Genomic DNA, 16,128 nt, shown 5'->3' on the forward strand with positions numbered 1-16,128 from the left:
AAACAGTCGGATTTTCAGTTTCTGTCGCAGAGGAGTTTTCCGTTTTTGGATCAGCAGAATTTGGATCGGAATTGGGAATTTCAGAAATTGTCGGGTTTTCAGTTTCTGTCGCTGGAGAATTTTCAGGTTTTGTTTCAACAGGATTTGTTGCAGAAGTAGTATCTGCTTTTTTGTCTTCTAATTTAGTCTCATTTTTTGGCGCAGCGTCAGCTATCAATTCTTTGCATTTCTCTGATGTACGCCAATCGGAGTTTTTGGCAATTACATCATCCATTGAAATGACTTTAGGGGTTGCACCTTTGAGCGAAAATATGATATCATTGTAATCAGCATCGCTCCCTTCTCCTATCCCCATATCTTCCATGACAAATATACTGCCACCATTCACAACACTGGCTATTTGTCCCCGTTGAAAAGCATCGCTGGAATTAGCTGTCGCCATTGAGAATAAGGGCTTTTTGTCGCCGCCAATCGCTGGATTATTGTACGCTTCTTGTATTGTGCCGTTGGGAACTACGATGATACCAATTTCATCTCCTGGTGTCATTGCAAAAGTTTTGATTCCTCGGTATTCCCCGATATTGAAGTTGTTTTCTCCCTCGAAACTAGAGAATTTCGCTGCTTCTGTACTGTCAGAAATGGCGATATAACCGAGGGAGGAGTTGCTTAAAGCGCGTCTGGCTGCTTCTTTGATAAATGCTTGGGAATCGGGAACAAATTCTTGCATTCCTGTGAGGCTGATAATTGCTAGTTCTCCTTGATACGAGCCTCCGTCTGATAGGTAATCGAACACAATTTTACCTGTTTCGTCTGCTTGGAAAATGCCGGAGTCGAAAGAAATGTTATTTTGAGTTGCTGGTTTGGCTGTATTGCCTGTGATTGCGTCGGTTTGAGTGGTGGATATTTGCGGTTTTTCGGGAATGCTGTTGGTTGTTGGTGTTGAATCTTGGTTGAGGATGAAGGCATTTATCTCTGCTTGTTGGGGAGATATTTCAGGGCTTTTATCGATGATTTGGTTGTTTGATTGTAATAGTTCAACGCTGGGTTTGTGGAGGATGTTTCGTTAACAGTTAAAAGATTTTTCGGGGGATAAGAGTAATCATTGGTAGAATTTGCTAGTGGCAAGTCTTCTGCAATGTCGGGAATGAGAGAAATATTGGCAGTTGTTTTGGGGGTTGATGCTTCGATTAATGACATGATTTAAAGTTTGGTTTTTTGATGAAAAAAGTGACTAAAATTATGCAGAAATTGAGGATTTTAATATTGAAAATATCGCAAACAAAGCGAGTCCAGACGATGCTGAAATTTGGTTTTTTTTATTGAGGACGCAAGCTGCGATATCGACAGGTGAAAACCTGCCAGCGAGGCTGACAAAAATTTGATGTGATGGCAATAACTTGGTTGTTTTATTGCTACCGATACATTTGAGAATATCAATAACTTTTATCGATCGCAAGTGCTTTTCGCCATCAGGAAGTAAACTTCATCGAAGCTTTAACTTACTTCCGTACCCGCTCAGCGTCACACTACGAATTTTGGGATGAGCGAGCATTTTGGAGGTGCGATCGCCCAACTAATTTCCCGGTTTATTGTATAAAAAGTCACTTAATTTGTTAGCAAAAATACGAAAAAACCGATCGCAACAACAGTAAAGGCTTTGGAAACGTAGGTTGTACAGTCCTGGACGCAGACACACTATATGTAGTGTGGTGCGATTCCTAATAATTACTAACGACCAATTACTGATGACTTCGCCTAAGTGAAGCCTAATATATGCCAAAATACGGACGAAATGTGCTATCTGTAGAAGACGAAAGCAGCCTTGACGAAATTTAAAGTCCCATGTTGAATGCGAACGGGAGCATATTGGCAGACAATCGATCGGCCGCGTCGCAGTGGGCGCAAGAAGCTTTAGGGCTTCCCGAAGTTCAAGTACAAGCGCGTTTGCGGGGAAATCACCTGCACATTTTGTGCGAAGCAGCGCAGTGTCCGTCTCAAGAATTGGTGACGGCGAGATTTACCAACGCCCTCGAACACACTGATTTAACGCGACTGCTGCCCGATCGACCTAAAATTTACCAGTTGTTTCTGTGTGGGCGCAAAATCGGTTCCCGACAAAATGACTGGACAGTCCGGCTCGATTGTAGCAGTCCCAAGCGACAGCAACAGCCACAGCAACCGGAACCAAAAGTTGCCGAAGTGCCGCCGCCAGCGAGTTCCCCTGACGAACCGCCAGGAAGCCGTAAAAGAGGCGGATTTTTCGGCAAATTTAAGAATGACAATCAGAAACTCAAACAGACACCAAAACCGGTAGAAACAGCAGCCCACCCGCCACAAGTACGGGAAGAACTGGATTTTGACGCCGAAAGTCTGCCGATTGCCTCCCGCATTCAATACCCAGAAGCTTTTGAAACTTCCCCCGTGACGATCGACACTTCGGCTGCTGCGACGCGGGAAGCTTTCGCTTGGGCCGTTCCCCCCCAGCAGAAAGCGAACCGTGGCGCGGTGGCTTTGATTCAATCCCCCGAAGCCGACTCAGGCGAGGGCGATCGCGATGGAACATTGACGGTTTCGCCGGAAACGTTGGCGCGCCGGGGCTATCCAGATGCGATCGCCAGCTATCTCAGCGAAATCCTCGGGCCGATGGGAGTTTCGGTGAAAGTAAGCATTCGCGAAAAAGAACTCAAAAGTAGCCGAGAAACCCTGCCGGTGAATGGGCCGGAAAATATCAAGCCCAAAGAACGCCGACTGCTGGTGCTGTGCGAGTCAGCTTACAGCCCCGACCCCTCATTGCTGGCCGAACCCATCGCCGGCAGGCTGCGGAAACTGCAACTAGAGGATTTCCGGGAAGCCGTGATCGCCAGCCAAGTCAGCGGCGAAGCGAAGCCGGACTGGCTGCTGCGGGTGGATTTGACTTCGCCGGACAAAATTCTCAAGGAATGGGCCAGGTGGGGAGACGTACAGTCGATCGCCAAACTGCTAAATCAACACTTGGCTGCATCGAAAGTCGAAGTGCGGGCAACCCTCAAAGAAGCAACCCTCCACCTGTTTTGCAGCAAAACTGCCAAAAAAGGACAAAAGCCTAAACGGCAAGAATACCCGGATAAGCAGCAAACCACCGACGCGATCGCCCCTTTGTTAGCCTCCTTTGCGCCCCAAGGCATCCGCGCAGCTACTATCTACGGCGTAGAACCAGCCAAGGACTCTCAGGCTGCGCCGGAGTCCCCCGTGTGGATAGACTGGGTGGACTTGCCTGCAGCCCACCACCCCGACTTGGCTGCAAACGCTAGAACGCTGGCAGTCGAGGGCGACCAATTGGCTCTGACTTTTTTATTGAACAGGTTGCTCAACCCCAATCTCAGACGCAAGCTGGAAACAGGAGGGATTCGGGCTGTCGTGCTGCAAAAAGCCAACGTGCTGCACGTCATGACAGAAGCTCTGACTTGCCCTTCTCAGTCGAAGGTAGGCCCGCCGGTGGCGAAATTTTTGCGGCACTTACAAATTCCGGGAGTGGCAGGGGTGCGAGTCTACGGACGCCGCGCCGGCCAGAAACTGCCCCTGTGGCGCTACGCAATCGACCTCAGAACGGCTGTTGACGAGGAATCAGCAGCGGCACCCGCACCGGCACCCTCCCAAGTGGCTGTGTTGGAAAAGGAACCGGTGCCGGAGTTTGCGCCGGCGGAGGATGGGAGTTTTTCGGGTTTGGGCGACAGTTTGGTGTTCGATGCTCCGATGCCCAACTCCTGGCGGCCCCGCTTCAAAATCAGACTCCCCGGATACAATCTGGGCGAGAAGTTAGTTCAAGCTGCGGTGCAACCGCTTGTCGCTTCGGGTTTGTTTGTTCCCAACGATGGTTTGTCAACGAATGCTGCTGCGCCCGGTGGCGTGAGAGCCGATCGCGCCGCCGGCATGGCTTTGATTTGGGCGATCGCTGGCTGTGTGCTGACTTTCAATACCGATTGGCTGCTCGGTCTATTTCTGCAATCTGCGACGGTCAGTCAAGCTCCTAGCGTCTCCGAAGTTTGCAGTGGGCCAAATTGTCAAAATTCAGCTCCCAAGGCTTTAGGCGACGTTACAGCCAGACTTCCGAACGAAACCGCGAACCCGGTTCCCCCTTCTGGGGAGGTGAATTTGCCTCGAATTCCGTTGCAACCGTCGCCGGAAGCGAACCAGCAAGAGGCTTTTAATGGCTCTGGGTTTACGAAACCGGGAAATACTAGCGTTCCTGTAGCTGATGTTTCTGCTCCTCCGGTGTTCCCAACTTTGAGAAGCGAGCAGCTTGACGACCAGATAGCGCGCTATCAAGAGTACATCCACCTGCACAAAAAACCGCCGGATATTTTAATTGTCGGTAGTTCGAGGGCGCTGCGGGGCATCGACCCAGCGGTTTTGGAAACAGCTTTGGCAGCTTCGGGGTATCCGGGGCTGAGGGCTTACAATTTTGGGGTTAATGGAGCTACTCTCCAGGTTGTAGATTCGCTCATCCGCCGGATTTTGCCGCCGCAACAACTGCCCAAATTGCTGGTGTTGGCTGACGGGGCGAGGGCTCTCAACAGCGGGCGGCCGGATTTGACTTTTAGTGCGATCGCTTCTTCGGAAGGTTACAGGCAATTGAGCCGGGGTAGTTTTCTGATCCGCACCAATCAATTAGAATCCGAAACATCGAAGGAAAGCGCCAACAATCCGGTGGCGACTGCGACTGAATTGGTGAACAATTTGGGACAAGCTCAAGCTAATGTTCAGCAAGTGGTGAGTCAAAAGTTGGTGGAGGGTTCTGCAACTTACAAAAAGCGCGATCGACTCAAAGGGTTTTTGCGATCGATCGTTAATCCCTCAGCCCCTGTTGCAACCGACAGTCCCCAAACCGCAGCCCTGGGTGAACAAACAACGGAAAACGTTCAGCCCACTGCTATGAGTAAACCAGTCAGCGAGTATCAACCAAATGGCTTTTTGCCGATCGAGATACGCTTCAATCCCGAGACTTACTTTCAGAAGCACCCGAAAGTATCTGGTTATTACGACTCCGACTATCAAAATTTTAAATTGATAGGCGAACAAGCTCTAGCACTCAAAAATCTGATCGAATTTACCAAAGTTCGCAACATCAATCTCGTGTTTGTGAATATGCCTCTGACTGAAGATTATTTAGACCCGGTGCGGACAGGTTACGAACAAGAATTCCGGCAATATATGCAAGAATTAGCAGCTCAAAGCGGACTAATTTTTCTAGATAAGAGTTTATTGTGGCCCCAGGCGCGGGAATCTTTTTCCGACCCCAGCCACCTCAACCGTTACGGTGCTGTTGCAGTTTCTAAGCGGTTGGCTCAAGATCCCATGATTCCCTGGCCGGCGAAACAATAGTTTTGAGTTATTTTAGAAGTTAAATGCTCCCAACGTTGCGAGTGCGGCTCGACTATCTCAAAACACTTCTTTCCTGCGGCTAAATACTGAAAATGAAAAGATTGATATTTCCTGAAAATAGCAAAAATACACAGATAAAAAATCATAGAAAAAATCTGCCTTTGATATTTTTTATATTATCTTTAGCATTTTTCTGTTTCAGTTTGTATAAAGGTTTCTTTTTACCTTTAGCTTTATCCTCTGGGCCGCCCAGCAACGAACAAAGTAGCGAACAGCCAACTCTGGCACCCTTTGAACAGGTTGTCACAGACTCCCAAAAGTTAGAGGGACTATTTACCCTTTACCGCAATCAAGCAACTGATAAAGTATATCTGGAAATTAAACCGGAACAATTCAACAAAAAGTTCCTGTGCTTTGTGACCTTGGCATCGGGTTTGGGGGAAGCGGGCATTTTGAGCGGAATGCCGATCGGCGATTTCTTGTTTCAACTGCAGCGCGTCCAAAATAACGTGCAGTTTGTGATACCAAATATAAATTTTCGCACAAGTCCAGGCGACCCGCAAGCAGGTTCCGTAGCGCGGGGATTTAGCGACTCAGTTCTCTATTCTTTGCCTCTCAAAAGCATTCATCCGCAAAGACAAACTCTGCTAATCGATTTAGGAGATTTGCTGATGAGCGAAAAACGCGATTTACCAGGAGTAAAAGCGATTTTGCCGATGCTTTTGGGTTCTTCTTACTCGATCGATGCAGACAAGTCTTCTTTTAAAGATGTTAAAGCGTTTCCACTGAATGTGGAGATTGCTTCTGTCTATGGTTTTTCTAGCGATAACGACAGTGAAGTTAACTATTTACCTTCGGTTCCTGACAGTCGGGCTTTTAACCTCCGCATTCACTACAGTTTCTCGGAAGTGCCGCTAAATAACGGCTACCGGCCCAGACTGGCGGACGAGCGAGTGGGCTATTTTCTTACAGCATATAAGGACTTTTCTGACAAGAGCAGCCGGGAGCCTTTTGTGCGCTATATCAATCGCTGGCATTTGCAAAAGCAAATCCCGACAGCGCCGATGTCGCCTCCGCTGGTGCCGATCGTCTTTTGGATTGAAAATAATGTGCCTCGCGAATACCGAAACGCAATTCGCGAGGGCGTTTTGGAGTGGAACAAAGCTTTTGAAAAGGCAGGTTTTACTGAGGCAATTCAGGTCAAACAAATGCCGGAGAATGCTAAATGGGATCCGGCTGATGTTCGCTACAATACTATCCGCTGGTCGAGTTCTTTTGAGCCTCAGTTTGCTGCCATCGGGCCGTCTCGCACTAACCCGCTGACGGGGGAAATTTTGGATGCTGACATTCTGTTGGATGCTAATGTTGTTCGGGAAGTTAAACAGGGTTATCGGTCTTTGGTGGAACAAAATAGATCGCTATCTAAGAGTTTTCAAGGGCGAAACGGTTCTAATACCAATCCCTGTCAGTTCGGGATGTATTCTCGCTATTTGAATGTGCTAGAAAATGGAGATTTACGAAAACGCAGCGGGGAAAATGATCGAGGTGGAATTGCTGATGATTTGCCTACTTTGGTAGAAAGATATCAAGAGCAAAAGCGAGATCCTTTATCGCGGTTGATGTCGAGTTCGGATATGTGTTTTGGGTTAGAATCGAGCCGCCAGTTTGCGATGGGGGCAATGTCGATGGATATGTTGGAAAATGCAGCGCCTAGCAGTCCGACAATTGACAATTATGTGAATGAATATATCAGATATTTGACGGCGCACGAAGTCGGTCACACTCTAGGTTTGAGGCACAATTTTCATGGGAGTACGATGCTGCAACCGGAGGATTTGAACAATACTCAGGTAACTCGCACGCAAGGTTTGGTAGCGTCAGTTATGGATTATGTGCCGATTAATTTGGCACCCCAGGGAACTGTGCAGGGCGACTATTTTCCAACGATTGTAGGGCCTTACGACGATTGGGCGATCGAGTATGGTTACAAGGTGATTGGCGGGGTAAACCCGAACAGCGACTTACCAGCGCTGCAACAACTTGCCAGCCGCGCTGCGGAACAGCAATTAGCTTACGCGCCGGATGAGGATTCTGTTGATATTCTCGATCCCGCTGCAAATACCTTTGATCTCAGCGCGAATATGCTGAGGTATTCGCAATGGCAATTAGATAATGCGAGGGCGATGTGGAAGCGTTTAGAAAAGCGAATTCCGGTTGGGGAAGACGGTTATAACGAACTGCGAGTGATGTTTGATTCGGTGTTCGGGTATTATGTCAACCAAGTGATGAATGCGACTTTGTATGTGGGGGGACAGTCGTTTAATCGGATTCGCCCTGGAGATACTAATGCGAAGTTGCCGTTTGTGCCGATCGAACTTTCTCAGCAGCGAGAAGCATTAGCAACCCTTGAAAAGTACGTTTTTGCACCGGATGCGTTTAGTTTTGCGCCGGAGTTGCTCAACAAATTGGCGCCTTCGCGCTGGGAGCACTGGGGAAGTCCGGCTTTGGTGTTTCCTCTAGATTACCCGATCGGCGATCGAATTACTTTTTTGCAGCGGTTTGTGTTGCGAGTTTTGCTATCTCCGACGCGGCTGGCGAGGCTGCGGGATGCCGAGTTAAAATCAGCGCCGGAAACTGCTTTGAGGTTGCCGGAAGTGTTGGATACTGTGCAAAAGGATATCTGGCAAGAGGTTTTGCAGCCGACAAATAAAAAGATGGAGATTTCGACTTTTCGGCGTTCTTTGCAGCGGGAACATTTAGCAATTTTGATCGGAATGGTGCTGCGAAAAACGAATGTTCCAGAGGATGCGCGGAGTTTGGCTTGGTACGAGTTGCGGCAGTTGCGGGAGGGTTTGAGCAAGAGTATTCGGAATTTGGATCGGAATGCGGATGCTTATACCCGGGCTCATTTGGAGGAAACGCGCGATCGCATTTCTAAGGTTTTGAATTCGCAAATTCAGTCGAATTAATCTTGGTATTTGTACCTCATAACAGCGGGAACCGCTGTAAGTCCCGTTATATCAAATCTCTTAGCATCGGAATTATTCCTATCTCTCTTCTCGACATCTGCGTGAATCAGCGTCAATCCCTTGTCATCTGCGGTGAATAAATTCTCTTTTTTGACCGCAGATACAGGCAGACTAACACAGATTAACGCAGATTAATTAGATGGATTCCGGTTGCACCATCTGTGATTGTTGACTGTTGATACCAATTTAATGTGAAGTTGCACATATCTCGATTCCCCTAAATCCCCCTTAAGAAGGGGGACTTTGAGAAGAATCTTGTCCCCCCCTTATTAAGGGGGGCTAGGGGGGATCGCATTCTATGCAGCCTCATAAAAAATTGGTATGAGTGGATTTTACTATTTCGATGCTACCGGAATTGATATTAGTTGTAGGTGCGTGGTAAAAAAAAACGATTTGTGCGTCATTGGATCGCAAAAATTAAAATTAGGGGTGAGTGCTTTTCACTTACCCCTACCATTTTTTGGCGCTTTTTAACCTACTAAAAATTGTAGCAATAAATCACCACAAAAACGACGCCATTTTTCCTAGAAATACTTGTCGATGTTGAGGGTCAAAATCAGGAATGTTCCGAGCAAATGACCGGCGCTCATGCAAGCCAGAAATGCCGGTACGCTTACATTGTTGAACAAAGAGGGGAAGGGTAAAGGCATTTTCGGCCCGACGTGGGGATACCAAATTCGGCGGCTGAGAACTAGCAATGCTAATATATTGCAAACAAACATCACTATTGGTTTTTGCAAATTTCCTGATGCTGTGTCAGCTAGAGTCGATTCTACTATTGCCAGTAAATTTGAGTTAATCATCGTTGATGCTCCTATTTTTCATAAATTATCAGAAATGCTTGATGAGATTTCTTGCCAAAAATACAGCAGGGGCGATCGCCTTTACGCAATAAATATCTGTTGCTGTCAATCTTCACCGCGCCAGCGACAGCGCCCCCACCCGTAATCATCGAATTACAGCAAGAAGTCTTTTCATGCCATTCAAAAGTAACGAAAGATACAAAGGGACAAAACCATACTCGCTGCCATTTGTAACTTTTAGCCTGTCTGGCAGTGGCGGCATTTACTCACGCTGCCAGACAGGAAAGACAGCTACTCATTACTGAGCAATGTAGGTAGGCAGAAAGTGAAGTATGTCACGGAGAACGCTATATCCAGCGGCGTCCCAAAGCAAATAAGCTAAGAAACCGATCATCGCTAAGCGGCCGTTCCAAAGTTCTGCTTGCGGGTTGAAGCCAAACAAAAAGGCATTGCGATCTTTGCCGTTGTAGGCATTAGTGGTTGTAGGTACGTTAGTAGGACGAGTTTCCATGTTTTTACATTCCTTAACAATGTTTCGCTTATCATAGTAGCGGCCTAATTTCAGCTTTGCTATCTGCCTGTAGGCTCAAGATATACACAAGTCTAAAGGAGGATTTTGAAATGGAAAATAAAGTGTTAAGTTTTGTTGAGGGAGATTTTTTAAGCGATCGCCTGTATCTGGAGATACCAAATAAAACCGCAAGTTGAAATGGCTGCTGTGAAAAGCTCGATCGCCCCGTAGCGACAAACAACGGCGCTGGTGACTCGACAATACTGAATCCGCGCTCTGCTAGACGCAAGAAAATTTAGTAAATTTCAACTCAAAACCTGAACACGATCGCCCTTGAGTTAACTAAAATAGGAGATAAACAGATAGATCGGGAGAAACAGTTATCGAAACCATCTACGGCAATCTTCAAGGTTTAAAGTCCAGCCAGCTCAAGCAACTCGAAAAGCTTTACCACCAGCGACTACCGGGCGATCGTATCACCACTGCAGAATTCGCCCAGCGCGTCGCCGCCATCAGCACGGAAATAGACAAACCAATCTGCACCTACATCAACCGCCGCGGACAAGTAATTCGCGTCGGCGTCGGTACACCCCGCCAAACCCAGATTGCGCCCCTAGAATTGCCCCGCTACGGGGGAGGTCGCCTCAGCGGCATTCGCTGCATCGCGACCCACCTCAAGCCAGAAATACCCAGCGAAGCAGCACTCACGGCAATGGCAATTCAGCGCCTAGACGCCCTAGTGTGGCTGACGCTGACCGGCGGAGGGTTTCAGCGTCGCGGCGGCGGTGCGACAGGTTACATCAAAGAAACTTATCTCGTTCACCTGATACCCCAGGGAGACCGGCCAAATTTTGAATTCTCTGTTTTGAGCGCTAAGTTAGAACCAGCTTCAACTGATGAAACTGAGGAAATAGAAGAACCTGTAATTCAAAAATCACCAACCAAAACTCAAAACTTTCCCTGGAAAATATCAGAACCTCTGAGTTTGGACGACCTCGCAGATCAAGACTTTCTGGAGTTGGTGGAAGGACTCGAAGCAGATTTTCAAGCAGAGTTTGTAGCTAAGCAGGTTGATGCAGACCAAGATAAAGTGCTGCTGGTGGGTGTGATGACTCAGCACATGACTCTACTGGATTTTGAGGACGGACTCGCAGAAATCACCCGGCTGGTGGAAAGTGCCGGGGGTCAGGTATTGCAAACAGTGCGTCAAAAGCGATCGAACCCCCACCCGCAGACAGTGGTCGGTGAAGGCAAAATTCAAGAAATTTCCCTCACCGCTCAAACGATTAGCGCTAACCTCGTGGTATTCGATCGCGACCTGTCCCCCGCACAAATACGGAACTTGGAAATTCAGATCGGTATCCGGGTAGTCGATCGCACCGAGGTGATTCTCGACATTTTTGCCCAAAGAGCGCGATCTAGCGAAGGTAAATTGCAAGTCGAACTCGCTCAGCTACAGTACACACTGCCCCGCCTGACAGGTCGCGGTCAAGCAATGTCCAGACAGGGCGGTGGCATCGGTACCAGAGGCCCGGGTGAAACTAAACTCGAAACCGAACGGCGGACGATCGCGAAACGCATTTCAAGATTGCAGCAAGAAGTCAATCAACTGCTTGCTCACCGTTTCCGGCTGCGGCAGAACCGGCACTATATGGACGTACCCTCAGTCGCGATCGTCGGCTACACAAACGCCGGTAAATCGACTCTGCTCAACCTGCTCACCAATTCCGAGGTCTACGCCGCCGACCAGTTATTTGCCACCCTCGACCCCACCACCCGAAAGCTGACGATTCAGAGCGCTGTCACTGGAGAACCTTTGTCGATCGTCCTCACAGATACAGTGGGCTTTATTCGCGAACTGCCCCCCTCCTTGATCGACGCTTTTCGGGCTACCCTCGAAGAAGTTACTGACGCCGATGCTTTGCTGCACCTGGTCGATCTCTCCCATCCCGCGTGGCAGAGCCAAATTCGATCTGTCATGAATATTTTGACAGATATGCCCGTAACTCCCGGCCCCGCCCTTGTAGTTTTTAACAAAATCGATGCCGTAGATGGAGAGACTCTCGCCCTCGCCCGAGAAGAATTTCCTCAAGCAGTATTTATTTCGGCCGCCAAAGGTTTGGGGATGGAAACTCTCCGCGACAGACTTGCTCAGCTCATTCAATACGCCCTCTACCCTCGGTAAATACTTAAATATTCCTTTTGAATAGTTGACATGGGGGAATATACGTACATATACTGAGGACAGATCTAGTCGGACTATGAGATTATAAAAGAGTAGTCAGATTGTGCATGACAAAGTACAATACAGCATCTCTATTTTGCGATCGGTTAAATAATTAATTTCCGGAGGTCGCGGTCAAGGTAAAAAGACTCTTTGTTAATGGCTGTTAGGGCTGTTGGTTCAGAGGTTGCAAAAAGATGTTGCTTAACTCTGTGCAAACTACCTTTGCAAACTACCTGTGGAAACCACGGTACGCGATGTCAAGGTAAAAGAAAATAATTTTATTAAAGTGTTTGGGCATTCACCTCAAGCGCTATACTATCTTTTACAGACGTCCGCGAGAGAATACATCCATTTATTGTAAGAACTCTAAAATCCTTGCCCGTCGTACAGCGCTAATCTCTAGGACTATTTCTATTTTTCGATTTTACCACTGTTTAACTAAATAGTTATGTGTACGCCACTGGCAAAACTAGCAATTGGACTCTCTGCCACAATGGCAACAGCGTTCTACTATCTAGCTGCCGCCCCTCCGGCTTCAGCAGCAGTAGATGTGTGTGGGCCTGGAAATTATTCTACTGCCTGTGCCCCCAGCCCGCCATCAGCACCCCCCAACCCGGAACCCGACCCGCCATTGCCCGAACCGACATTACCCGAACAGCCGGCGACCCAGCCGAGTTTGTCCCAAATATACACAGGCACACCTTCGAGAAGCTCAACTTCTATTCCTGAACCGGGTACTGCGATCGCAGTCCTACTGACAGGTGCAGGAATGATCTGTTCGTGCAGAAAGCGAAACAAGCAGGTTGGTCCGCAGCGCTAGGCAGGCTGATGACCAACCTGTTTTCCTTCAAAATGTCTCCGTTTATTTAAGCGTGGATATTTGTTGACTTAATATATAAAAAATCAAAAATTGTATAAAAAATAACTTGACATCTAGCTTGTGCGCTGCAAAGAGAGCCGGATGTTGAAGGCAGAAGGTTATAGCGACTTCAGTCAGGGTAAAAAGAAGGAAGAAGGCAAATTATATTCCCCGCAAGGGTTTCAGCAATGAATAACCTCCGGTGCAACAGATAAGGTTGCTATATATAATAAAAATTAAAATATAAAAATTAAAATAAGATTGGTTAAGATCAATTCTTCGGACAGTTTTTGATAGCCAACCGTAGAATAAGGGTTTCAAGGCTCCAAGGCAAGTTCGCTACCAACGAAAAATCGAGGGTTTCAGCCTAGGAACTAAAAACTGTCCAGACTATTGTTAAGATTACAATTAAAAAATATTGTTATTGTTTGAGCGTCCGATGACCCCTAAAGTAGAAATTTACACTTGGAGAACCTGCCCGTTTTGCATTCGTGCCAAAGCACTGCTCAAGCGAAAAGGAGTGGAGTTTACAGAGTACGCGATCGATGGAGATGAAGCAGCACGGGATCAAATGAGCGATCGAGCCAACGGAGGCCGCACCCTCCCACAAATATTCATTAACGACCAACACATAGGTGGCTGCGACGAAATCCACCAACTCGATGCCCTAGGCCAGCTAGACCCCCTGCTAGCAGCAAAATGAGGCATTCCCTGTCGAATTTTCCGTTAGCCCAAATTTTCCTGCGACCAATTCTTAATTTTAATTGACAATGAAATTTGCATTCATCATCGATCCCCTCGCGCGACTAATTCCAGGACACGATACCAGCGTAGCGCTGATGGAGGCAGCTCAAGAGTTGGGTCACGAAATCTGGGCGACTCAAGCCAACGAACTAAGCGTCATCGGCGGCAAAACCTGGGCAATGCTCAGTCGGGTAGCCCTCACCCCAGTAAAAGTGGTAGATGGACGCTGGGAGGCGGCTCAGATCTGGTACGAGGTGGAACAGCCTACATTGCAGCCACTCGAAGCAATGGACGCAGTATTCATGCGGACAGACCCCCCAGTCAACGTTCCTTACCTTTACGCTACTTACCTTCTAGACGGCATCGATCCGGCTAAAACTTTGGTAGTTAACAGTCCCAAAGGATTGCGGGCGGCCAATGAAAAGATGTACGCTTTACAATTTGAGGGAGCGATCCCCGAGACAATTGTTTCTCAAAACAAGCAGGTAATTCGCCAATTTGTTGAGAAAAAAGGAGCAGCAGTTCTTAAACCCTTGGGCGGCAAAGCTGGCGAGGGGATTTTGTTTCTGGAATCGGGCGATCGCAATCTCAACTCCCTGGTAGAAATTAGCACTCAACAAGGGCAAATTCCCGTGATGGTTCAGACTTATCTGCCGGAAGCCAAAGAGGGAGATAAACGGATAGTGCTGTTGAACGGCAAGCCCATCGGTGCTATCAACCGCATTCCCACCGGCAATGAATTTCGCGGCAACATGGCCGTCGGCGGCCGAGTCGCAAAAACAGAAATTACCGATCGCGAACTAGAAATTTGCACTCAGTTAGAACCAGTGCTGCAACAGGACGGACTGTACTTTGTCGGCATTGATATCATTGGCGGTTATCTCACAGAAGTTAATGTCACCAGCCCTACAGGGATCAGAGAAATTGACTTGTTTGACGGCGTTAATTTGGGCAAACAAGTAATTGAATGGACTGTCTCGCAGGCAGAAACTAGAAGTTACAACCTAACCGAGAATTAGTCATGAGCCAATTATTTTAATTTTTAAAAATTAAAATAATTACCCTTTTTTTAATGCCAAAAGCTTGACTTTGAAACTCCTAGGAAGTACAATAATATAATGGGAGTGGTGACTTAAATAAATTTTAAGTCACCACTCCCATTATCTAAAATATACCCCAACACTCTCGAAAAATCAATAGGTAATAGTTCCTTTTTTATGGCAATTTTTTTAACAAGATTAGAAAAAACTTGTTTTCATCAACCATATCTTCATGAGATTAACTCAGCGCCAGCTTTTGTGTAAGTGTTCGGTATGAGAACCCAAAAGATTCTCCCAGATCGAAGATGGGAGAATGCCCAATGCCCAATTCCCAATTCCCAATGCCCAATTCCCAATGCCCAATTCCCAATTCCCAATTATTAAATCATGTCAAAAATTGGCGTTGCAGTAGTCGGTACAGGTTTCGGTCAAAAAGTGCATCTTCCCGGATTCCAGGCCCATCACCGGACAGAGGTTGTGGCTGTTTACCACCGGAATTTAGACAAAGCAAAGGCGATCGCCTCTACCCACAATATCCCCTACGCTTGCGACTCGATCGCCGATATAGTAGCCATCCCAGAAGTGGCGGGCGTCAGCATTTCCACACCGCCATTTTTGCATTTTGAAATGGCAAAAACCGTCTTGGAAGCAGGCAAGCATTTATTATTAGAAAAACCCACAGCCCTGACAGCAAATGAAGCCAGGGAACTTTACCGATTGGCCAACAACGAATCTCAAACCGATTTTAAAAATGGTGGTTCGAGAGCAATTGCCACAATGGACTTTGAGTTTCGCTTCATCCCCGCATGGCAAATGCTAGCAGAATTATTGGCAGCAGAATATGTGGGAGAAAAGCGTTTAATTAAGATTGATTGGCTGGTGTCGAGCCGTGCTGATGCGAGTCGCCCCTGGAATTGGTACGCGCAAAAAGAGCGAGGCGGCGGAGTTTTGGGCGCGACAGGTTCTCACGTTTTTGATTATATTAGCTGGCTGTTCGGCCCGCCGCAGAGGCTTTCTGGGCATTTGATTACAGGAATTTCGCGGCGGCCCGATCCGAATGATGCGGGAAAATTAAAATTAGTTGATGCCGATGATTCGTGCACGTTGATGTTGGAATTAGCCGGGGGAACTCCTTGTCAAGTTTGTTTGAGTTCTGTTACTTATCAAGGGCGGGGACACTGGGTGGAAATATACGGGAGTAAGGGTACGTTGGTGTTAGGAAGCGACAACCAGCAAGATTATGTCCACGGATTTCGCTTGTGGGGTTCCCAAGGTGGAGAACCTTTAGCTGAAATCAAAATTCCTCAAAGATTGGAGTTTCCTCAAGTTTATCCAGACGGGAGGATTGCACCGTTTATTCGAGTAGTAGATAGGTGGGTAGAAGCAATAGATGCCGGTAAATCTTTGATACCGTCCCTCAGAGAAGGGGTTTACTCGCAGTTGTTGATGGATTTGACCCAGGAGTCGAATGCTACGGGAACTTGGGTAGATTTACCGAATTTAGATAAATTTTTGGGCACTAAGTAAAAGTAAAAACTCCCAAAGCAATCTCTC

11 protein-coding genes are annotated in these 16,128 nt (G+C 47.4%); 6 read left to right on the top strand and 5 right to left on the bottom strand.

Going from position 1 to position 16,128, the window contains the following annotated elements; all coding sequences use genetic code 11:
* Both QUA44_RS12775 and QUA44_RS12780 read right to left on the bottom strand, forming a co-directional pair.
* On the bottom strand, positions 1 to 793 hold a 793-nt coding region (locus QUA44_RS12775; RefSeq protein ID WP_333251602.1), incomplete at its 3' end, for a DUF4114 domain-containing protein.
* 173 nt (positions 794 to 966) lie between these two features.
* Positions 967 to 1,197, bottom strand: coding sequence for a hypothetical protein (locus QUA44_RS12780; RefSeq protein ID WP_333251601.1), 231 nt, complete (start codon positions 1,195 to 1,197; stop codon positions 967 to 969).
* 645 nt (positions 1,198 to 1,842) lie between these two features.
* Between QUA44_RS12780 and QUA44_RS12785 the strand changes: the two genes are divergently transcribed.
* Positions 1,843 to 5,361, top strand: coding sequence for a hypothetical protein (locus tag QUA44_RS12785; RefSeq protein WP_333251600.1), 3,519 nt, complete (start codon positions 1,843 to 1,845; stop codon positions 5,359 to 5,361).
* Positions 5,362 to 5,453: 92 nt separating this feature from the next.
* Positions 5,454 to 8,330 carry a zinc-dependent metalloprotease gene (locus tag QUA44_RS12790; protein ID WP_445243663.1) on the top strand — a complete coding sequence of 959 codons (2,877 nt, stop codon included), beginning with the start codon at positions 5,454 to 5,456 and terminating at the stop codon, positions 8,328 to 8,330.
* Between the two features lie 584 nt (positions 8,331 to 8,914).
* On the opposite strand, the gene QUA44_RS12795 is transcribed toward QUA44_RS12790, so the two are convergent.
* Positions 8,915 to 9,193, bottom strand: coding sequence for a Photosystem I reaction center subunit PsaK (locus tag QUA44_RS12795; protein ID WP_333251598.1), 279 nt, complete (start codon positions 9,191 to 9,193; stop codon positions 8,915 to 8,917).
* A 298-nt stretch (positions 9,194 to 9,491) separates the two neighbouring features.
* A complete protein-coding gene (locus QUA44_RS12800) occupies positions 9,492 to 9,704 on the bottom strand; it encodes a chlorophyll a/b-binding protein (protein WP_333251597.1) in 213 nt (70 codons plus the stop codon).
* A 382-nt stretch (positions 9,705 to 10,086) separates the two neighbouring features.
* Between QUA44_RS12800 and hflX the strand changes: the two genes are divergently transcribed.
* Positions 10,087 to 11,889, top strand: a complete 1,803-nt coding sequence (gene hflX / locus QUA44_RS12805; RefSeq protein WP_333251672.1) for a GTPase HflX — start codon at positions 10,087 to 10,089, stop codon at positions 11,887 to 11,889.
* 609 nt (positions 11,890 to 12,498) lie between these two features.
* Here the strand turns inward: hflX and QUA44_RS12810 are convergent.
* On the bottom strand, positions 12,499 to 12,729 hold the full coding sequence (locus QUA44_RS12810; protein ID WP_333309709.1) for a hypothetical protein: 231 nt from the start codon (positions 12,727 to 12,729) through the stop codon (positions 12,499 to 12,501).
* A gap of 500 nt (positions 12,730 to 13,229) precedes the next feature.
* Between QUA44_RS12810 and grxC the strand changes: the two genes are divergently transcribed.
* The 3 genes from grxC to QUA44_RS12825 all read left to right on the top strand — a co-directional run bounded on the left by grxC (position 13,230) and on the right by QUA44_RS12825 (position 16,101).
* A complete protein-coding gene (grxC, locus tag QUA44_RS12815) occupies positions 13,230 to 13,493 on the top strand; it encodes a glutaredoxin 3 (RefSeq protein ID WP_333251595.1) in 264 nt (87 codons plus the stop codon).
* 67 nt (positions 13,494 to 13,560) lie between these two features.
* Positions 13,561 to 14,553: a glutathione synthase gene (gshB, locus tag QUA44_RS12820; protein WP_333251594.1), complete on the top strand. Its 993-nt coding sequence runs from the start codon at positions 13,561 to 13,563 to the stop codon at positions 14,551 to 14,553.
* 408 nt (positions 14,554 to 14,961) lie between these two features.
* Positions 14,962 to 16,101, top strand: coding sequence for a Gfo/Idh/MocA family oxidoreductase (locus QUA44_RS12825; protein ID WP_333251593.1), 1,140 nt, complete (start codon positions 14,962 to 14,964; stop codon positions 16,099 to 16,101).
* The last annotated feature ends 27 nt before the right edge of the window (positions 16,102 to 16,128 follow it).

Source organism: Microcoleus sp. N9_A2, assembly GCF_036701775.1.
Taxonomy (GTDB): Bacteria; Cyanobacteriota; Cyanobacteriia; order Cyanobacteriales; family Microcoleaceae; genus Microcoleus.